At 66.9% G+C, this 18,666-nt stretch carries 19 protein-coding genes and 1 riboswitch; of the genes, 9 read left to right on the plus strand and 10 right to left on the minus strand.

Annotated elements, in window-relative coordinates; genetic code table 11:
- Positions 1-20: 20 nt before the first annotated feature.
- The 3 genes from AC07YR_RS20910 to thiO form a co-directional block, all read right to left on the minus strand.
- Positions 21-818, minus strand: coding sequence for a thiazole synthase (locus AC07YR_RS20910; protein WP_055797276.1), 798 nt, complete (start codon positions 816-818; stop codon positions 21-23).
- Positions 819-847: 29 nt separating this feature from the next.
- Positions 848-1,084 carry a sulfur carrier protein ThiS gene (gene thiS / locus AC07YR_RS20915; RefSeq protein WP_055796656.1) on the minus strand — a complete coding sequence of 79 codons (237 nt, stop codon included), beginning with the start codon at positions 1,082-1,084 and terminating at the stop codon, positions 848-850.
- Positions 1,081-2,412 carry a glycine oxidase ThiO gene (gene thiO, locus AC07YR_RS20920; RefSeq protein ID WP_494735133.1) on the minus strand — a complete coding sequence of 444 codons (1,332 nt, stop codon included), beginning with the start codon at positions 2,410-2,412 and terminating at the stop codon, positions 1,081-1,083. The genes thiS and thiO overlap by 4 nt, the downstream gene beginning before the upstream one ends.
- Positions 2,405-2,524: riboswitch (TPP riboswitch) on the minus strand. (Overlaps the previous gene by 8 nt.)
- 26 nt (positions 2,525-2,550) lie before the next feature.
- Between thiO and thiE the strand changes: the two genes are divergently transcribed.
- Positions 2,551-3,231 (plus strand): thiamine phosphate synthase, encoded by a 681-nt coding sequence (gene thiE / locus AC07YR_RS20925; RefSeq protein WP_494735134.1) that lies wholly within the window; start codon positions 2,551-2,553, stop codon positions 3,229-3,231.
- Here the strand turns inward: thiE and AC07YR_RS20930 are convergent, their stop codons facing one another.
- A complete protein-coding gene (locus AC07YR_RS20930) occupies positions 3,232-3,906 on the minus strand; it encodes a ferritin-like domain-containing protein (protein ID WP_494735135.1) in 675 nt (224 codons plus the stop codon). It lies immediately after the preceding gene.
- A 41-nt stretch (positions 3,907-3,947) separates the two neighbouring features.
- Here AC07YR_RS20930 and AC07YR_RS20935 point away from each other — a divergent pair, with 41 nt between their 5' ends.
- From AC07YR_RS20935 to AC07YR_RS20945, 3 genes are all read left to right on the plus strand, one after another.
- On the plus strand, positions 3,948-5,420 hold the full coding sequence (locus AC07YR_RS20935; RefSeq protein WP_494735136.1) for an RNB domain-containing ribonuclease: 1,473 nt from the start codon (positions 3,948-3,950) through the stop codon (positions 5,418-5,420).
- A 299-nt stretch (positions 5,421-5,719) separates the two neighbouring features.
- Entirely contained in the window at positions 5,720-7,480 is a 1,761-nt protein-coding gene (locus AC07YR_RS20940; protein ID WP_494735137.1) for a DEAD/DEAH box helicase, read from the plus strand.
- Between the two features lie 8 nt (positions 7,481-7,488).
- Positions 7,489-8,361 carry a DNA-methyltransferase gene (locus tag AC07YR_RS20945; RefSeq protein WP_055796673.1) on the plus strand — a complete coding sequence of 291 codons (873 nt, stop codon included), beginning with the start codon at positions 7,489-7,491 and terminating at the stop codon, positions 8,359-8,361.
- A 65-nt stretch (positions 8,362-8,426) separates the two neighbouring features.
- Here the strand turns inward: AC07YR_RS20945 and AC07YR_RS20950 are convergent, their stop codons facing one another.
- The gene (locus tag AC07YR_RS20950) at positions 8,427-9,275 is read right to left on the minus strand and encodes a PHP domain-containing protein (RefSeq protein ID WP_494735138.1); all 849 of its coding nucleotides are present in this window, start codon (positions 9,273-9,275) and stop codon (positions 8,427-8,429) included.
- Positions 9,276-9,383: 108 nt separating this feature from the next.
- Between AC07YR_RS20950 and AC07YR_RS20955 the strand changes: the two genes are divergently transcribed.
- Positions 9,384-10,970 carry an aminopeptidase P family protein gene (locus AC07YR_RS20955; RefSeq protein WP_494735139.1) on the plus strand — a complete coding sequence of 529 codons (1,587 nt, stop codon included), beginning with the start codon at positions 9,384-9,386 and terminating at the stop codon, positions 10,968-10,970.
- A 74-nt stretch (positions 10,971-11,044) separates the two neighbouring features.
- Here AC07YR_RS20955 and AC07YR_RS20960 read toward each other — a convergent pair whose 3' ends face one another.
- A complete protein-coding gene (locus AC07YR_RS20960; RefSeq protein WP_494735140.1) occupies positions 11,045-11,926 on the minus strand; it encodes a YflT domain-containing protein in 882 nt (293 codons plus the stop codon).
- 76 nt (positions 11,927-12,002) lie between these two features.
- Between AC07YR_RS20960 and AC07YR_RS20965 the strand changes: the two genes are divergently transcribed.
- The 3 genes from AC07YR_RS20965 to AC07YR_RS20975 are packed head-to-tail and all read left to right on the plus strand — an operon-like array spanning position 12,003 to position 15,122.
- Entirely contained in the window at positions 12,003-13,286 is a 1,284-nt protein-coding gene (locus tag AC07YR_RS20965) for a magnesium transporter MgtE N-terminal domain-containing protein (protein WP_055796684.1), read from the plus strand.
- A complete protein-coding gene (locus AC07YR_RS20970) occupies positions 13,267-13,983 on the plus strand; it encodes a DUF1003 domain-containing protein (protein ID WP_055796687.1) in 717 nt (238 codons plus the stop codon). Before AC07YR_RS20965 ends, AC07YR_RS20970 begins: the two co-directional genes overlap by 20 nt.
- A gap of 11 nt (positions 13,984-13,994) precedes the next feature.
- The gene (locus AC07YR_RS20975; RefSeq protein ID WP_494735141.1) at positions 13,995-15,122 is read left to right on the plus strand and encodes an Mrp/NBP35 family ATP-binding protein; all 1,128 of its coding nucleotides are present in this window, start codon (positions 13,995-13,997) and stop codon (positions 15,120-15,122) included.
- Positions 15,123-15,165: 43 nt separating this feature from the next.
- Here AC07YR_RS20975 and AC07YR_RS20980 read toward each other — a convergent pair whose 3' ends face one another.
- The 3 genes from AC07YR_RS20980 to sigE all read right to left on the minus strand — a co-directional run bounded on the left by AC07YR_RS20980 (position 15,166) and on the right by sigE (position 17,360).
- Positions 15,166-15,567, minus strand: coding sequence for a twin-arginine translocase TatA/TatE family subunit (locus AC07YR_RS20980; RefSeq protein WP_436058124.1), 402 nt, complete (start codon positions 15,565-15,567; stop codon positions 15,166-15,168).
- Between the two features lie 81 nt (positions 15,568-15,648).
- Positions 15,649-16,722 carry an anti-sigma factor gene (locus AC07YR_RS20985; protein WP_494735142.1) on the minus strand — a complete coding sequence of 358 codons (1,074 nt, stop codon included), beginning with the start codon at positions 16,720-16,722 and terminating at the stop codon, positions 15,649-15,651.
- 8 nt (positions 16,723-16,730) lie between these two features.
- Positions 16,731-17,360, minus strand: coding sequence for an RNA polymerase sigma factor SigE (sigE, locus tag AC07YR_RS20990; protein ID WP_494735143.1), 630 nt, complete (start codon positions 17,358-17,360; stop codon positions 16,731-16,733).
- A 300-nt stretch (positions 17,361-17,660) separates the two neighbouring features.
- Here sigE and AC07YR_RS20995 point away from each other — a divergent pair, with 300 nt between their 5' ends.
- The gene (locus AC07YR_RS20995; RefSeq protein WP_436058127.1) at positions 17,661-18,293 is read left to right on the plus strand and encodes an O-methyltransferase; all 633 of its coding nucleotides are present in this window, start codon (positions 17,661-17,663) and stop codon (positions 18,291-18,293) included.
- A 45-nt stretch (positions 18,294-18,338) separates the two neighbouring features.
- Here the strand turns inward: AC07YR_RS20995 and AC07YR_RS21000 are convergent, their stop codons facing one another.
- Positions 18,339-18,506, minus strand: a complete 168-nt coding sequence (locus AC07YR_RS21000; protein WP_009357720.1) for a DUF3117 domain-containing protein — start codon at positions 18,504-18,506, stop codon at positions 18,339-18,341.
- Positions 18,507-18,666: the final 160 nt, after the last annotated feature.

An 18,666-nucleotide genomic window follows, 5' to 3' on the forward strand; every position in this document is an offset into this window, starting at 1 on the left:
TCCTTGCCTGGTTCGGACTGCTACAGGAACTCCGCCCGGCCCTCCATGGCGGACGAGGCAAGGGCGTGTTCACGGCGCGGAATCCGGCCGGCCGCCTTCGCCAGCCTACCGGCGATGACAGCGTGTTTGAAGGCCTCCCCCATCATCGCCGGGTTCTGCGCCCGGGTCACTGCGGTCGCCAGCAGCACCGCGTCGCAGCCCAGTTCCATGGCGAGGGCCGCGTCGGACGCCGTACCGATGCCGGCGTCCAGCACCACGGGAACTGATGCCCTGGAAACGATGAGTTCGATGTTGTGCGGGTTCAGGATGCCCAGGCCGGTGCCGATGGGCGATCCAAGCGGCATCACGGCCGTGGCTCCGAGGTTCTCCAGCCGCAGGGCCAGCACGGGGTCGTCATTCGTGTAGGCGAACACCTTGAACCCGCGGTTGACCAGTTGCTCTGTGGCATCCACGAGTTCCACGGCGTCCGGCAGGAGGGTGTGCTCGTCGGCAATCACTTCAAGCTTCACCCAGTCCGTTTCCAGTGCTTCCCGCGCCAGTTCGGCCGTCATGACGGCGTCCCGTGCGGTGAAGCAGCCGGCCGTATTGGGCAGGACCCTGATGTTGTGGTCCACCAGGAGCTGGAACAGCGAACCTGTTTCCGCCGGGGAATAGCGGCGCATGGCCACGGTGGTCAGCTCCGTGCCAGAGGCGATCAGCGCCGCCCCCAGACCGTCCAGGCTGGGCGCGCCGCCGGTTCCCATGATCAGCCGCGATCCCAGGTGGACACCGTCCACGATGAAGGGGTCCGCCGCCGCGTGCCGTGCCGTCCCTGCCATGCCGGCAACCGTAGTTCCTGCCATGATGCTCAACCTCCCTGTACCGCGGTAACGAGTTCGACGTCGTCGCCCTCGGCGAGCGCCGTGACGAACCACTGGCTGCGCGGCACCACCTCGGAATTCCGGGCCACTGCGACGCCCAGCTTCCGGCCGTCGGCGGCCTGCCCGTTGGGGGCGAGGTTCCTGCCAGTGACCTGGCTGATGAGGGTGGTGACAGACGCTCCGTCGTCCACCGCATGGACGGTGCCGTTCAGTGTGATGTTCATGCTGTTTCCTTGTTCGGGTCAATTGTGACGATGTTCGGTGGCGTTGCCGGTGTTGCCGGCGTTGGCGAAAGGCCGGAAAACCGGTCGGGCCGGAAAGGCGCCCAGCGGACGTCGGCGGTGCCGTCCATGAGCTCCCTGCAGATGGACGCTGCCGCAGGAGTGAGCAGGACGCCGTGCCGGAAGAATCCGGTGGCAATGATCAGCCCTTCGACGTCCTTGCCGGTTCCCGCAGCGGCTACGCGCCCCAGCAGCGGCGCGTTGTCCGGCGTTCCCGGACGCGCCCTTGCCGTGGCTTCCAGGAGTTCCAGTTCGGCGACGGCCGGAACCAGCACCTGCGCGTCACGGAGCAGCTGGTAGACGCCGCCGGCTGAAACGGCTGAACGGACCGGCGTTGCGTGTCCGGCTCCAAGGTCCGCAGCGTCTGCCCCCGGGAGGGCGTCTTCACGCTGCGTGGCCCCGATCACCACGGTTCCGTCCTGCCGGGGCACGATGTAGACGGGAACCCCATGGACCATGCCGCGGACGGTGGATGTCAGCAGCGGCCGCAGGTAGGCGGGGACCCGCAGCCGCAGGATGTCCCCGTACACCGGGCGGAGGGGCAGCTTCAGTCCCGCGGGCAGCCCGCCGAGGGACGCAGACTCCAGCCCGTTGGCAATAATCGTCTCCGCTGCGTGCACTGCACCTCCCCCGGCCAGGCTGACGCCGCTGACCCGCCCGTCCTCCCACAGCAGGCCGGCCGCCCGCCGGCGCACGGCGGAACCTGCCAGCGACTCCGCGATGAGGGCGAGGAGCTTTCGGGGATCCACCTGGTGGTCCGCCGGGATGTCGAAGGCACAGGAGATCCCGGGACTCAGCAACGGCTCCCGTGCCCGCGCTTCCCTGACGGTCAGCGGTTCCACGGTGAGGCCGCTCGACAGCTGGACGCCGCGAAGGTCGGCGAGCGCGCGGCGGTCGGCGGCGTCGGCCCCCACGGCGAGGGTCGACGTCGTGAGGTAGCCGGTGTCCGGGCCGCCGTTGCCGGATTCCCCGGGAACCCCCTCGGTTTCAAGGCTCGCCGCAAACGCGGGCCACAGCCCTGAGGAGTGAAGCATGAGCTCCAGGAGGTCCTCCTCCTGGTAGTGGAGTTCGCTGACCGGTGCCAGCATGCCGGCGGCGGCCCAACTCGCTCCCGTACCGGGCGCGTCATCGATGAGCACCACGGACCGGCCCGACTGCCGGGCCTCCCAGGCGATGCCATGGCCGATGATTCCGCCGCCAACCACGGCGACGTCGGCGCTGATGTCGCGGCTGCGCGCGGCGGGGCTGCCTGCTGGGGTATGCGGGGCCATAGTCATCCTTCCCTACGCCGGTACTAACCGGATCAGGTCAAGCGGTCGGCTCTGACGCCCTCTCAGCCCTGCAGCTTTGTGACAGCTGCTGCGGGCTCCCGCGGTACTCCCCCAGTTTAGGGGAACTAGGCTGGTGCCATGACCGAGCAAGCTCTCCTCACCGATGCCCGCCTGTACCTCTGCACTGACGCCCGCACGGACCGCGGCGATTTCGAAGACTTCGTGGATGCCGCCTACGCCGGTGGCGTCGACATCATCCAGCTCCGCGACAAGAACCTGGAGGCGGCCGAAGAGCTCGAACTTCTTGCTGTGCTGGAGTCCGCTGCGCGCCGCCACGGGCGCCTGTGGTCGGTCAACGACCGCGCGGACATCGCCTCGCTTTCCGGCGCGCCCGTGCTCCACATCGGACAGAAGGATCTTCCGCTGGCGGCGGCCCGGAAGTTCCTCGGCAACGAAGCCGTCATCGGCCTGTCAACGCACAGCACCGGGCAGATCGACGCCGCCAGGGCCGCATCCCGCGGTACCGGAGGACTGGACTACTTCTGCGTGGGGCCGGTCTGGGCCACCCCCACGAAGCCGGGGCGGGCCGCCGTCGGCCTCGACCTGCTCCGCTACGCGGCGGGCGCCGCCGACGAAGAAGCGGCCGCCGGGACGACGGTTCCGTGGTTCGCCATCGGCGGCATTGACCTGGGCAACGTTGAGCCGGTGGTGGCTGCAGGGGCGCAGCGGATTGTGGTGGTCCGCGCCATCACCGAGGCGGACGATCCCGCCGCGGCCGCGCGGTCACTGCTCGAAGCGCTCGACACCGGCGCATCCTGACTATCCGGTCAGTCCGAGCTGCGTCATCCGCTTGGAGTGGTTTTCCGCCAGCCCGGCGATCAGGCCGCTGACCAGGGCTTTCGCCTCGGCGGTGTCCTCGCCGCCGATCAGGCTTCCCAGGAACGCATGCTCATAGCTGACGCGCTGCGCCTGGGTCAGGGCTTCGCCCAGCAGCCGCCTGCCCCACAGCGCCAGCCTGGAGGCGAGCCTGGGATCATCGGCGAGGGCACCCTTGAGCCGGTCGCGGAGAACCTCCGTCGTTTCATCGGAGGCCTGGATCTGTTCGATGAGTTCCCGCGTTTCGGCGTCGACGTATTGTGAGATGGCCCGGTAGAAGTCGGCAGAGACCGTGTCGATGACGTAGGCCTTCATCAGCGATTCGTACCAGTCGGCCGGGCGTGTCCGCGAATGGAAGTAGTCCACGGCTGGCTGGAAAGGCAACATGGCGTCCTCGGCGTCGATCCCCCTGGCCTCGAGCCGGGCGCTCACCAGTTCGTAGTGCCGGAACTCCACTACGGCAATCCTGCCGAGCACCGCCCGGTCGTGGAGGGTGGGTGAATACCGTGCGTCGGCGGCAAACCGCTCAAAGGCCGAAAGCTCGCCGTATGCCATCATTCCGAACAGGTCCGCGACGAAGCGGTTGTAGCGAGCAGTGTCAGCCGGGGTTGAGCTCATCGTCCAAGACTAATGGCGGAAATGGAGCTAACCTGACTTTCGTGTCCCATCATCGCCTAACTCCAAGTGTCCACGAACAGACCAACCGGCTGGCCGACGCGTTGAACGCGCTCCGTACGGAGTTGGAGCTGCCGGGGCCGTTTCCTGATGATGTCCTTCAGGATGCGCTGGCGGCCATTGCGGAACACAAGATGCCGGACCTGGACCTCACGGATGTGGGCTTTGTGACCATAGATCCGGCGTCGTCCACGGACCTGGACCAGGCCCTGTTCATCGAGCGGTCAGGCGACGGGTACAAGGTTTTCTACGCCATCGCCGATGTGCCGTCCTTTGTGGCACCCGGCGGGGCGCTGGACGCCGAAACACGCCGCCGGGGGCAGACGTTCTACGCCCCTGACGGCCGGATTCCGCTTCACCCGGAAGTCATCAGCGAACAGGCGGGCAGCCTGCTGGCCGGACAAATGTGCTCCGCTTTCGTCTGGGAGTTCGGCCTGGACGCGGGGGCCCGCGTCCAGTCAGTGCTGGTGCGCCGTGCCAAAATCCGGAGCCGTGCCAAGCTCAGCTACAAGGGCGTACAGGCCGAACTCGATGCCGGCACTGCCGCCCCCGTCCTGCAGCTGCTCAAGGAAGTGGGGCTCAAGCGGGTGGAACTGGAGAGGCTGCGCGGCGGAGCCAGCCTGAACATGCCGGAACAGGACATTGAACAGCTGCCCGACGGCGGCTACCGCATTGTCGCTGCTCCGTCCCTTCCGGTGGAGGACTGGAACGCCCAGATCTCCCTCATGACCGGCATGGCTGCGGCGGACCTGATGCTGGAAGGCAAAGTGGGGATCCTGCGGACCATGCCTTCGCCCGACGAACGCTCGCTCCTGCACTTCAAACGGCAGACGAACGCGCTCGGAAAGCCCTGGGACGGCCGGGCGAGCTACGGGGAGTACCTGCGCTCCCTTGATCCCACGGACCCCAGGCAGCTGGCCATCCTGCATTCCGCCGGCATGTTGTTCCGGGGCGCCGGCTATACGCCCTTTGACGGCACAGTGCCGAAGGACGCCATCCAGTCGGCAATCGGAGCTGCCTACGCGCACACCACGGCCCCGCTGCGGCGGCTGATAGACCGTTTTGTCCTGGTGATCTGCGAGGCGCTGAGCAACCGCACTGCTGTCCCCGGCTGGGCCCGTGACGCCCTGCCGTCCCTGCCGGAGATCATGGCGGCCTCGGACCAGCTGGCAGCAAGGATGGAGCGGCTGGCCCTGGATACGGTGGAGGCCGCCCTCCTTGTCAACCACATCGGGCAGGAGTTCGACGCCGTGGTCATCTCCGGTTCGAAACCGGGCAAGACAAACGGAAACGGCGGCAACGGAAACGGGAACGGACCGTCCGGCATCATCCAGATCGCGGACCCGGCAGTGACCGCCAGGTGCCCCGGCGAACTTGAATCCGGCACCACGGTCCGGGTCAGGCTGATCTCCTCGGACATCGACACACGCGCGATCCGGCTGGAGTTGGTGGAGTGATTGTGGATTGGCTGTGGGCCGTGCCCGGGGCGTCAGTCGGTGATGGTTGCGGTCAACAGCTAGACTGAAGGGGTAGTAATGGATGCCCGGTCGTTGATTTCCATGATTTTTGAATTCAACAAGCCCGCCCCTACGCGATCTTGAGATACACCCGTTGGTCCCCAGTGCCAGCATTTAGATAGCCCGCGATCGGCTTCCACTGGATTTGCTTGCGCGCCTGAGCGTGCTCCGGAACGGCCTTGCGGCCGGCCCCGTTGAGCAAGCAGCGCCAATGCCCAAATGAATAAGGAAACTCCCCTGTGAGTGAATTGCACACGCACCAACTTCTGACCGACGACACCGGCACCGAATCGATCGAGCCGGAAGAGACCATCATCTCGGACGAAAAACCGCACGAGATTGAAGAAAAAACCTTCGCCGACTACAACGTCCGCGCCGACATCGTCGAGTCCCTGGCCGACGCCGGAATCACGCACCCCTTCCCCATCCAGGCGATGACCCTGCCCGTGGCCCTCGCCGGCCACGACATCATCGGCCAGGCGAAGACGGGTACCGGCAAGACCCTCGGCTTCGGCATCCCCGCGCTGCAGCGCGTGGTGGGACGCGACGACCCCGGATTCGACAAGTTGGCAGTCCCGGGCGCGCCGCAGGCACTGGTGATTGTGCCCACCCGCGAACTCGCTGTCCAGGTTGCCAAGGACCTCGAAAACGCTGCCCGCAAGCGCAATGCCCGCATTGCCACCATTTACGGCGGCCGTGCCTACGAGCCCCAGGTGGAGGCGCTGCAGAAGGGCGTCGAGGTTGTTGTCGGCACCCCAGGGCGGCTGATCGACCTTTACAAGCAGAAGCACCTGAGCCTGAAGAACGTCAAAATCGTCATCCTCGACGAGGCCGACGAAATGCTGGACCTCGGCTTCCTGCCGGACGTAGAGACGCTGATCGCGGGAACCCCGGCCGTCCGCCAGACCCTGCTGTTCTCGGCAACCATGCCCGGCCCGGTCATCGCCATGGCGCGCCGCTACATGACCCAGCCCACCCACATCCGTGCTGCTGATCCGGACGACGAGGGCCTCACCAAGCGCGACATCCGCCAACTGATCTACCGTGCCCACAGCATGGACAAAGTCGAGGTCGTCGCCCGCATCCTGCAGGCCCGCGGACGCGGCCGCACGATCATCTTCACGAAGACCAAGCGCACCGCCGCCAAGGTGGCCGAGGAACTGGTGGACCGCGGTTTCGCCGCGGCCGCCATCCACGGCGACCTCGGCCAAGGCGCCCGCGAGCAGGCGCTGCGCGCCTTCCGGAACAACAAGGTCGACGTCCTGGTGGCCACCGACGTCGCCGCCCGCGGCATCGACGTCGACGACGTCACGCATGTGATCAACTACCAGTGCGTCGAGGACGAAAAGATCTACCTGCACCGCGTCGGCCGCACCGGCCGCGCCGGAAACAAGGGCACCGCCGTGACGTTCGTGGACTGGGACGACATGCCGCGCTGGGGCCTCATCAACAAGGCCCTTGGCCTGAGCTACCCGGAGCCGGTGGAAACCTACTCCTCCTCGCCGCACCTCTACGAAGAGCTGGACATCCCCGAAGGCACCAAGGGCCGCCTGCCCCGCGACAAGCGCGTCCTTGCCGGCGTCGACGCCGAAGTCCTCGAGGACCTGGGCGAGACCGGCAAGAAACCCGGGCGCGGCAGCGCAAGGGACGGCGGACGGGACACCGCCCGTGGCGGAAGCACCGGCGGCGGACGGGACGGCAGCCGCTCCGGCGGACGCGATTCCCGCCGCAGCGACGCCGGCGGCAGCCGGGACAGCGCCGGACGCGAGGGCTCACGCTCAGGTGACCGCCGCCGTCGTTCCTCCGACAGCAGTTCAGCAGCCGCTCCCGCTGCCGAGGCGGCCCCGGTGGCAGCCCCGGTGGCAGCTGCGGCGCCCGCCGAGGTTGACCGGGCCACCCGCGCCCGCCGCCGCACCCGCACCCGCCGCCGCAACGGCGAAGTGGTGGGCGGCGGAACTGCAGCGCAGGACGGCGCGCACCACGGCAACACTGAGGCCTAAACCCCTCAATGACTGACACCGTCTGGGCGCCGGACGGCAGCAACCTGGTGGTACACGCGGATAACGCCGAGTACCTCCCCACGCTGCCGGACGGCGCCTTCACACTCATCTACGTCGACCCGCCGTTCAACACCGGCCGCGCCCAGAGCCGGCAGCAGACCACCATGGTGCGGAACGCGGACGGCGGCGGCGACCGCGTGGGTTTCAAGGGCCGCTCCTATGACACGATCAAAGGCGCCCTGCACAAATACGACGACGCCTTCAGTGACTACTGGTCGTTCCTGGAACCGAGGCTCGTGGAAGCGTGGCGGCTGCTGGCCGACGACGGCACCCTCTACCTTCACCTGGACTACCGGGAAGTGCATTACGCCAAGGTGATGCTGGACGCCATTTTTGGCCGCGAATGCTTCCTGAACGAAATCATCTGGGCTTACGACTACGGCGCCCGTGCCAAGTTCCGCTGGCCCACCAAGCACGACAACATCCTGGTGTACGTCAAAAACCCGGCCAAGTACCACTTCGACAGCGCTGAAGTGGACCGCGAACCATACATGGCGCCGGGGCTGGTGACTCCGGAAAAGCGGGAGCTCGGCAAGCTGCCCACGGACGTCTGGTGGCACACCATCGTCTCCCCCACCGGCAAGGAAAAGACCGGCTACCCGACGCAGAAGCCCGAGGGCCTGATCCGCCGCGTCGTGGCCGCTTCAAGCCGGCCGGGCGACTGGTGCCTGGACTTCTTCGCTGGCTCCGGCACCCTGGGTGCGGTGGCCGCCAAACTTGGCCGGAAATTCGTCTGCGTGGACCAGAACCAGCCCGCCATCGACGTGATGGCCAAGCGCCTCAGCGCCCACGCGACGTTCACGTCCTTCCCGCCCAACTGACTCGCACTTAACGTCGTCATCCGCCGATTTCACAGCGTTAACTGCCAGTCAGTCGGGCATACAGTTCAAGGACGTACGACGGCGGTTCCGGTCGCCTGCTCTTCGATCCTCGCCAAGACCTCGGGCGAGGTCAGGTTCTCGCCCAGCAGGTTCGGCTTGCCGGTGCCGTGGTAGTCGGATGAGCCCGTGACCAGCAGGCCATGCTCCTCCGCAAGCGCCCGGAGGTAGGCCCGGCCGTCTTCCGGGTTGTCGCGGTGCTCGATCTCCAATCCGGCCAGGCCTGCATCGATCATTTCCAGGTAGGTGCGCCTGCCCACCACGCGGCCGCGTGCGGACGCCACCGGGTGGGCGAACACCGGCACGCCGCCCGCCGCCCGGACCAGGGCCACGGCGACAGCCGGATCCGGGGCGTAGTGCTGGACGTAATACCGGGAATGGGAGGTCAGGATCGAGGCGAAGGCTTCGGTCCTGTCCGCGACCACTCCGGCGGCCACCAGGGCGTCGGCTATGTGCGGCCGGCCGAGCGTTGCGCCGGGTGCTACGTGGTGGATGACGTCGTCCCAGCTCAGCGGGTAGTCCTCGGCCAGGAGGGTGACCATGCGTTCGGCCCGGGTGAGGCGCGCGTCCTTGGCCTTGGTGATTTCCTCCAGCAGGCCCGGGTGCGACGGGTCATGGAGATAACTGAGGAGATGGACGCTGATGCCTTCCTCGGTCCGGCAGGACACTTCCATGCCGGGCACGAGCGCAATCCCTTCGGCCCGGGCCGCGAGGGACGCCTCGGCCCAGCCGTCAGTGGAATCGTGGTCGGTCAGGGCCACCACGTCCAGGCCTGCTGCCGCGGCGGACGCCATCACCGCTGCGGGCGCCTCCGTGCCGTCGGAAACGTTCGAGTGCGCATGCAGATCAATCTTCACCTGCCCAGCCTAGTAGATGCCCGCCGTGGGCGGCCGGTGCGGTGTGCGTGCAGTGTGCGGTGCAGTGTTCGGTGGCCCCGGCCACGCAGCTGGTGAGACGATGGGACCGTGAACGATGCAGATAACACCTACAACGGTGAAACTACAGCCACCCAGCCCCTCGAAGAGCGCGTCAACAACCGCTCGCAGCGGCCCAGCTCCGACGCCTTCAAAGCCTTTATGGCCAGCAACTGGGCGCCCTCGGCACAGGAGCTCCCCGATCGGGATGTCGTGGCCGACCACGCCGCGGCCCGGCGTCGCGCCATTTCGGGCCTGTTCAAAGGCGAACGCCTGGTGGTCCCCGCCGGGCCCCTGAAGGTCCGCTCCAATGACTGCGACTACCGTTTCCGCCCCCACTCCGGTTTCGCGCACCTGACCGGCCTGGGCCTGGACCACGAGCCCGACGCCGTGCTCATTCTGGAACCGGTGCCGGAAGGTACGGGCGACGACGGCGGAAACCACCGCGCCACTCTGTACTTCCGGCCCCTGGCCGGCCGGGACACCGAACAGTTCTATGCAGACTCCCGCTCCGGCGAATTCTGGATCGGCGCCCGCCCCACGCTCGCGGAGTTCGAGCGGAGGCTGGGCCTCGCCACGGCGCACATCGACCAGCTCGAACTCGCCATCACCAAGAACGTGGGCGCCCCCGAAATCGGCGGCATTTCCATCCGGCTGGTGCGCAAGGTGGATGACAACATCGACGCCCTCGTGGACACGGCCCGCTACAACACGGCCAAGGACCCGGACAACCTGGACCTGGGCGTGCTGGATGCCCTCGACGAGAAGCTCACGGAAGCCCTCTCCGAGCTCCGCCTGCTCAAGGACCCGTGGGAAATCGAGCAAATGAAAATTGCCGTGGCCGCCACGGTGGAAGGGTTTGCCGAGGTGGTCAAGGCGCTGCCCCGCGCACTGACGCATCAGCGCGGCGAGCGGGTAGTCGAAGGTGCCTTCTTCGCCCGTGCCCGGGAAGAGGGCAACGAGCTCGGCTATGACACGATCGCGGCTTCGGGCAACAACGCCACTGTGCTGCACTGGACGCGGAACACGGGAAAGGTCAACGCCGGCGAACTGCTGCTGCTGGATGCAGGTGTTGAGGCTGATTCCCTCTACACCGCCGACGTCACCCGCACCCTGCCCGCCAACGGCACGTTCAGCGACATCCAGCGGAAGGTGTACGAAGCCGTCCTGGACGCAGCGGACGCCGGCTTCGCCGCAGCCCGCCCCGGCACCAAGTTCCGTGACATCCACACAGCCGCCACCACGGTCCTGGCCGAACGCCTTGCCGAATGGGGCCTGCTGCCCGTGTCCGTCGAGGAGGCCATCAGCCCCGAGGGCCAGCAGCACCGCCGCTGGATGCCGCACGGCACCAGCCACCACCTGGGCCTCGACGTGCATGACTGCGCCCAGGCCAAGCGTGAGCTTTACCTGGACGGCGTCCTCACTCCGGGCATGGTGTTCACCATCGAACCCGGCCTGTACTTCAAGAACGAGGATCTCGCAATTCCCGCGGAGTACCGCGGCATCGGCGTCCGGATCGAGGACGACATCCTGATGACGGCCGACGGTCCCGTCAACCTCAGTGCCGCCCTCCCCCGCAAGGCCGACGACGTCGAGTCCTGGATGGCGGGCATCTATCAGGAAGCCGACCACGCGTAGCCCCGGAAAGCCGTAAATCGGAAACACAAAGGCCTCCGTCCGGATCGTCCGGACGGAGGCCTTTGGTGTTCGCGTTATTGCTGAGTGTTGCCCTCGGCGGGCTCACGTTTGGCGCCGCCTTCAGGCGTAGGCGCGTCGGTCACGCGCACCCCGTACTGCGGCCGGCCGTCAGGGAGGTCCGGGTAGCGCACCGCGGGCGTCGGCGCGGCCGCGTGCTGCGGGTGTTCCTCGGAAGGGGGCTGCGGACCTTGGCTGACCGCTCCGGATGTCGCGTGGGCGCCCGCGGCCGGCTGGTTCCCTGCCTCCGGGGTCCGCTGGCCGTAGGGGTCGTTCCAACCCGCGGGCCGCTGGGGCCCCTGCTGCGGACCGTGCTGGTGCCCGGGCTGCTGGAAGGGCTGGTTCTGATAGCCCCCCTGGCCATAGGAAGCAGACCCTGCAGACGCGTCCGACGGGGTCATGGGCAGCTGCTGCAGCATGCGCCGTGCCTCGTGGGAAGCCTCGAAGGCCACCACGACGTCGTAGTTCGTGGCCACCACCTGGCTCGTTGACGTGAAGTCACGCTTCCCGCGCTGCGTTGCGTAGGTGACAATGCCGAAGAGCATAAAGAACGCCGCACCCATGAGCACCGAGGTCACAATCGAGAAGTAGCCGCCGGTCGGCGAGAAGAAGGACAGCATCACGCCGACAAACAAGCCGAACCACATGCCGCTCAATGCGCCCGACAGAGCGACCCGCGGGTAGCTCAGCCGCCCGGTGACGCGCTCCACCATTTTCAGGTCGTTGCCCACGATGGACACCAGCTGGACGGGGAACTGCTGGTCCGCGAGGTAGTCCACCGCCTTCTGGGCGTCCAAGTAGGAGTTATACGAACCGACGGTGTCCCCGGCCGGAACCGTGCGGAATTCATCCGGCCCGTTCGGGACACCGGCCTTGGGAGCACCAAAAATGTTTGACATACCTCCATTCTTGCCCATCCGGCTGTGTGCAGGCTGAAATTCAGCTAAAAGAGAGCAGACTCGGTAGCCTGTACAAGTGAGCACAAATCTTTCGCGGGTGTTTGTTGCGCGCCTTCTCGGACTGGATGTCTTCGACCCCCTGGGCGACCGGCTGGGCAGGCTGCGCGATGTCGTGGTGCTCTCCCGCGGCACTCGGGGCGCCCCCCACGTGGTGGGCATCGTGGTGGAAGTACCCGGCAAGAAGCGGGTGTTCGTCCCCATGACCAGGATTACTTCAATCGACCAGACCCAGGTCATCTGCACCGGCCTGGTGAACCTGCGCCGCTTCGAACAGCGCGGCGCCGAAACCCTGGTGGTGGCCGAAATGTTCGACCGCCGCGTGACCCTGGCGGACGGCAGCGGCGACGCCACCATCGAGGACATCGCCATGGACCGGCACCGTTCCGGCGACTGGTTCGTCAGCAAACTGTTCGTGCGCCGCGGCCACTCCCTCTCGCCGCTGAGCCGGCTCCGCCGCAACGAGACCATGATCATCGACTGGGCGGATGCCCTGCAGGGCGCCAGGACGGAGCCCCAGGCCGCCACCCAGTTCGTGGCCACGCACGAGGACCTGAAACCGGCCGACTTCGCCGAAGCGCTGCAGGAGATGAGCGACAAACGCCGCTTCGAAGTGGCCAGCGAACTTCAGGATGAACGGCTCGCCGACGTCCTGCAGGAGATGCCCGAAGGCGACCAGGTGGAAATCCTCTCCGCCCTCGACGTCAACCGCGCCGCCGACGTCCTCGAAGAGATGGATCCGGACGACGCCGCCGACCTCCTCGCCGAACTCCCCTCGGCACAGGCAGAGGAACTGCTCCAGCTCATGGAACCCGAAGGGGCCGAGGACGTCCGGCGCCTCCTGGAGTACGACGAGGACACCGCCGGTGGACTCATGACGCCTGTCCCGGTGATCCTCCCTCCTGAGGCCACGGTGGCCGAAGCCCTGGCCCACGTCCGGCGCGAGGAGCTCTCACCGGCGCTCGCGTCGTCGATCTTCATTGCCCGTCCGCCGCTGGAAACGCCCACGGGGCGGTTCCTTGGCGTGGTCCACATCCAGCAGCTCCTTCGCTACCCGCCGCCTGAACCGCTCGGAAATCTGGTGGACAAGAACCTGGAACCTGTGTCGGACCAGGCTCACATCAGCGAGGTGGCCCGCACCCTGGCCACCTACAACCTGAACTCACTCCCGGTCGTCAACGAGGACGGACGCCTCGTGGGGGCGGTGACTGTTGATGACGTGCTTGACCACCTGCTGCCGGACGACTGGCGCGCCCACGATGATGACGCCCCGATAAGGAAACTTGGAGGCCGCATTGGCTGATCTCAGCTCACCCCGGAACTCCTCCCACCGTCCCGGAGCCAAGACATCCGCTGGCCTGGATACGCCGCTCAGCGGGCGCCAGCGCATTCTTCCCAAGTTTTCGCCGAATCCCGACGCGTTCGGCCACGCCACGGAAGGCTTTGCCCGTTTTATGGGCACGCCGACCTTCCTGGTCTACATGACGATCTTCTGCGTCTTCTGGCTGGTCTGGAATACTTTCGCGCCCGAGGCCTGGCAGTTCGACTCGCAGGCCCTGGGCTACACCCTGCTTACTCTGATGCTGTCCCTCCAGGCCTCCTATGCGGCCCCGCTGCTGCTATTGGCCCAGAACCGGCAGGATGACCGCGACCGCGTGTCCCTCCAGCAGGACCGGCAGCGCGCTGAACGCAACCTCTCCGACACCGAGTACCTCACCAGGGAGCTGGCCTCCCTGCGCATCGCGCTCCGCGAGGTCGCCACACGCGACTACGTCCGCGCCGAGCTGCGCAGCCTGCTCGAGGACATGCTGGAGGCGCAGGAGGAACTCCGCACCCATGATCCGTCCGGCGCCGGCAGCCACGAGTCGCCGAAGGACAAACTCAAGGAGAAGCTGAAGGAACGCCGCGACAAACAGCGCAACCCGCGGACCCAGCAGATCCCCAAGGTCAAGCCGGACCACCCTGGCACTCCCGCGCACCTCAATTCCCCCGAAAGCTGAGCACTGACTGCATGAGCACCCCCCTGGCCCAGGCAGTGGACGCTGCACTGGCCACTGTCATCGACCCCGAACTGCGGCGCCCCATCACCGAACTTGGCATGGTGGAGTCCGTGGACATCGCCGACGACGGCCGGGTCCGGCTCGTCGTGCTGCTCACCATTTCCGGTTGTCCGCTGCGCGGCACCATCACCGCGGACTCCGAGGCCGCGCTGTCCGCGGTCCCCGGAGTGACGGCGGTCGACGTCGAGCTCAGAGTGATGACGCAGGAGCAGCGGGACGCGTTGAAGGAAAAACTCCGCGGACCGGGCGGCCAGCGCGGCATCCCGTTCAACCAGCCCGGATCCCTCACGAAGGTGTTTGCTGTTGCCAGCGGCAAGGGCGGGGTGGGCAAGTCCTCCGTCACGGTGAATCTCGCCTGCGCCATGGCTGCCCAGGGGCTGCGCGTCGGCATCATCGACGCCGACGTGTACGGGTTCTCGGTCCCCGCGCTGATGGGCATCGACCAGGCCCCCACCCGCGTGGATGACATGATCCTGCCGCCGGTCGCGTACGGGGTGAAGGTTATTTCCATCGGCATGTTCGTCAAGGGCAACCAGCCGGTGGCGTGGCGCGGGCCGATGCTCCATCGAGCCCTTGAGCAGTTCCTCACCGACGTCTATTTCGGCGACCTGGACGCGCTGTTCCTCGACCTGCCTCCGGGCACGGGGGACATCGCCATCTCCGTGGCGCAGCTGCTTCCGAAGGCGCAGATCCTGGTGGTGACCACACCGCAGGCCGCTGCCGCCGACGTCGCCGAGCGGGCTGGTGCCATCGCCACCCAGACGGGCCAGTCCGTGGCCGGGATTGTGGAGAACATGTCCTACCTGGAAATGCCCGACGGCGGCAGAATGGAATTGTTTGGCAGCGGCGGCGGCGCTGTCCTCGCCGAGCGCCTGACCGCGACCGTCGGCGCGGATGTGCCGCTTTTGGGCCAGATTCCCCTGGATATCCTGTTGCGCGAGGGCGGCGACGCCGGCGAACCGATCGTGCTGGGCCGTCCCGAGACCCCGGCGGCCAAGGCGCTGACGGGGATTGCGGACAAGCTGGCTGCAAGGCCGCGGGGCCTGACGGGTATGAAGCTGGGCCTCCAGCCCCGGTGATGGAGCCTGTCCCCGGGTGATTGGGCCTGTCGAAATCCGGGCCCTACGTGGCCTCGGAGTCGAAGGGGGCAGGCTCGCCCTCGGGCAGCCGTTCGATGACGCGCGCCGGCCGCTCTTCCGCATAGGATGCCGCGGCGGCAGAGGCAACTGCCGCGACCGCAGCCGGCGCCCCGGCACTGACAGGCTTGGTGTCGTCGTCGAGCAGGGCTTCCTTGATGATCCGGCGCGGATCGTACTGGCGGGGATCGTATTTCTTCCAGTCGACCTCGTCGATGTCGATGCCGACTTCGTCCTTGATCTGCTCCCGTGCGCCGGACGCCATCCGGCGGACTTCCTTGACCAGGTTCGCCAGTTTCTGGGTGTATTCGGGCAGCCGGCTGGGGCCGATCACCAGGACCCCGATGATCAGCAGAAGAAGAAACTCCGGACCGTTGATTCCAAACACCTTAGGAAGATTACCCTCTCCGGCACAGTGGTGACGATTCTGACGCGGAGCGCACACCGGCGGCTGCTCCGGGCGGCCGGCTCATGGCGTAAACAGCTCCACGATGCGCCCCAGGCCGCGCTGCAGCCTATCGGGCAGGCCTTCCCCGGCAGGCACGCTTTCCGTGCCGGGCGCGGCGCTGCCGGCCGTTCCGGTCGCGGGGACCTCGGGGCTGCGCACTGAGGTGGTGGAACCCGAGCGAACCAGTTCTGCCACGCCATCATCGGCGGAGTCAGCAGGCAGATCCGAGATGTAGGTGAAGGTCACGCCCGGAGCCTGGTAAATGGCCCGCCACGGGGCAGAAGCATTGATCCATACCGCCCCGCCTGCCGCAGCGGCCCCAGAGGCCCCAGGCGAACGCACGAACCCGTCGACCTCGGCAGGACGGCCGGTCAAAATGTTCGTGGGTGATGACAGCGGCACGGTTGGTTGTGCGCCGTCAGCGGGTGCCGGCCGCGAGTGCTGTTCGAGGACTGTGGCAAAGTGTGTCCCGTCAGTGAGCCGCAGTTCCAGGACTGCCTGTCCGGCGACGGTTTCATGCCGCGCCCAAAGGACGTGGAACCCCATGTCGCGAAGCTCCGGGCACGACCATCCCTGCGTGCGGAGTCCCTCAAGGTCTGTGGATGTCAGCATTCCGGCGGACCCGGGGGAAGCACTGCCGGCCGGCGGTTGAAGTCCGAAAGCGGCCTCGTGCTGCCGGGACCACGTTGCAGGGGTGCCGTCGGCGACGGGCCGGGGGTCACCGGCCACGAAGTAGGCAGCGCCGGTGACCACTCCGGCCGCGGCCAGGGCCCCGCCCGCCGCCAGGCCCAGTGCGCGTAGCGCCGGGAACCCTGCGGGCGTGCTTCGGCGCACGGCATGGCCGGCGGCCGTACCGCCCGGCGCGGACGCGAGCTGCTGCGTCCTGGCCAACAGCCTGGCAGTGAAGTCCTCGCTTGCAGCGGGGATGGCCGCGCTGCGCAGGCGCTCAAGATACTGGCGCTCACGCCACTGAAGCGACGTGCATTCCGGGCAGGATTCTATGTGCTTTGAGCTGCGGCCGCGCTTGCTGCGCGGCAGGATTCCGCGCGCACAGTTGCCTCCCAGGCACCGCAGCAGGTTTCTCAGCTGACCCATGGAGCCGATCAGAGGATGCCGGCGATGCGCGGCAGCTTGAGCCGCGGCTTGAGGGATTGCCTGGTCCTGGGATCACGGTGCGCCAGCTTTTCGCGGAGCATGGTACGGCCGCGATGGATGCGGGACCGCACGGTTCCGAGCTTGACGCCCAGGGCCTCGGCCACCTCGTCGTAGGACAGGCCCTCAAGGTCACAAAGCACGACGGCGGCCCGGAAGTCAGGCGGCAGTTCTTCGAGGGCGGCCTGCACGTCGAGGTCCAGGTTGTTGAATTCAAAGCTCTGTTCCGGACCGGGCTCGCGGCCTGGCAACCGCGATTCGGCGTCGTCAGCGAGGGCATCGAAGCGGATGCGGCTCTTGCGCCGCGCCTGGTCCAGGAAGAGGTTGGTGGTGATCCGGTGCAGCCAACCGTCGAGCGTACCGGGCTTGAAGTTCTCCAAGGACCGGAATACCCGGACGAACACCTCCTGGGTGAGGTCCTCGGCGTCGTACTTGTTGCCGGTTAAGCGGTAGGCAAGGCGGTATACCTTGGCGGAGTGGTTCGTGACCACTTCCTCCCAGGTTGGCCTGACCCACTCGGTGTCCGGCTGGGCCACTGAATCTTCAATTGCCGGGACAGGTGCCACAACTGATGCTGACATCGTCCACTCCCCTCGTGGATGGAACTAACGCCTGGATGGTGCTGACACCAGTGCTTCGGCGCCGATCACCTCCTGGATGAGCGGATTCCAATCATTTCAAAGTTGGCTGGGAATTTCCTGACTATTGCAGGGCTTCAGCCTTGGGCGGAACGACGCGCGCCCCCGGACCCCGTAACAGGGTGGTTCCCGTCACATCGGCCGGAAGCCACAGCCTGCCGACTCGCCACCTCCGGGCCCGGCACCCCCTGACACAGTACGCTGATAGGAACAATCCCCTTGCCGCCCAGAAAGCGAATCCTCATGAGCGCCGATAAGTCCACGAGCTGGTCCTATGCAGAAGATCTGCCTGCCGAGGATGAAGTATTGCTGCATGCTCGGGAGCGTTCCTTTGAGCTGGGCGTGACTCCGGTGGGACCGGGCGTGGGAGCGGTGCTTACCGTGCTGGCTGCGGCGTCCAAGGCACAGACAGCGGTGGAAATCGGAACCGGCGCGGGCGTGTCCGGCGTCTGCCTGCTCCGCGGGCTCGGCCCCCAGGCGGTCCTGACCACCATCGATGTGGATGTTGAACACCTCAGGGCTGCGCGGGAGGCATTCCAGGAAGCGGGAAGCCCCGCCAACCGCACCCGCACTATTTCCGGCCGCGCCGGCGACGTCCTGCCGCGGCTGACCGACAGCGCGTACGACCTGGTGTTCGTTGACGCGGACAAGCCGGGCATCCCCGGGTATGTCGAACAAGCCATCCGGCTGCTCAAGCGCGGCGGGCTGCTGATTATCAACGACGCCTTGGACAAGGACCGCGTGGCCAACCCGGCTGCCCGGGATTCCACCACGGTGGTGCTGCGTCAGGTGGGCAAATCCATCCGCGACGACGACCGCCTGGCTTCAGCAATGCTGCCCACCGGCGACGGGCTGCTGGTAGCGGTTAAAAAATAAGGCGGGGCCCGCAGCCTTACGGCCGCGGACCCCGCCCCAGCAAATCTATTCGGTAACGCCGACGAGGCATTCCTTAAGGTTTGCCGCCTCCGCCGCGTTGAGTTCGACCACAAGCCGCCCCCCGCCTTCGAGCGGCACACGCATAATCAAGCTGCGGCCCTCTTTGGTTACTTCCATAGGGCCGTCGCCGGTGCGTGGTTTCATAGCCGCCATGAGGAAAATCCCCTCCAATAGTCCCAGGACCTACCAGCCCGGGCGGGCTGTGGCCGCGTCGTCAATCAAGCCCCATGGCGGCCTAGCAGCTACCGCCATGGCTGAACAGTTCTGAATGCAATTTGTTCATGCTTAACCCCTATTATCCTGTAATTACCCG

Source organism: Arthrobacter sp. GW460-12-1-14-TSB2 (assembly GCF_059423525.1).

What these genes read in the sequence shown, in the direction of transcription:
- AC07YR_RS20910 (WP_055797276.1), bottom strand. Translation starts at nt 818, where the DNA reads ATGGCAGGGACGGCACGGCACGCGGCGGCGGACCCCTTCATCGTGGAC.
- thiS (WP_055796656.1), bottom strand. Translation starts at nt 1,084, where the DNA reads ATGAACATCACACTGAACGGCACCGTCCATGCGGTGGACGACGGAGCG.
- thiO (WP_494735133.1), bottom strand. Translation starts at nt 2,412, where the DNA reads ATGGCCCCGCATACCCCAGCAGGCAGCCCCGCCGCGCGCAGCCGCGAC.
- thiE (WP_494735134.1), top strand. Translation starts at nt 2,551, where the DNA reads ATGACCGAGCAAGCTCTCCTCACCGATGCCCGCCTGTACCTCTGCACT.
- AC07YR_RS20930 (WP_494735135.1), bottom strand. Translation starts at nt 3,906, where the DNA reads ATGAGCTCAACCCCGGCTGACACTGCTCGCTACAACCGCTTCGTCGCG.
- AC07YR_RS20945 (WP_055796673.1), top strand. Translation starts at nt 7,489, where the DNA reads ATGACTGACACCGTCTGGGCGCCGGACGGCAGCAACCTGGTGGTACAC.
- AC07YR_RS20960 (WP_494735140.1), bottom strand. Translation starts at nt 11,926, where the DNA reads ATGTCAAACATTTTTGGTGCTCCCAAGGCCGGTGTCCCGAACGGGCCG.
- AC07YR_RS20975 (WP_494735141.1), top strand. Translation starts at nt 13,995, where the DNA reads ATGAGCACCCCCCTGGCCCAGGCAGTGGACGCTGCACTGGCCACTGTC.
- AC07YR_RS20985 (WP_494735142.1), bottom strand. Translation starts at nt 16,722, where the DNA reads ATGGGTCAGCTGAGAAACCTGCTGCGGTGCCTGGGAGGCAACTGTGCG.
- sigE (WP_494735143.1), bottom strand. Translation starts at nt 17,360, where the DNA reads ATGTCAGCATCAGTTGTGGCACCTGTCCCGGCAATTGAAGATTCAGTG.
- AC07YR_RS20995 (WP_436058127.1), top strand. Translation starts at nt 17,661, where the DNA reads ATGAGCGCCGATAAGTCCACGAGCTGGTCCTATGCAGAAGATCTGCCT.
- AC07YR_RS21000 (WP_009357720.1), bottom strand. Translation starts at nt 18,506, where the DNA reads ATGGCGGCTATGAAACCACGCACCGGCGACGGCCCTATGGAAGTAACC.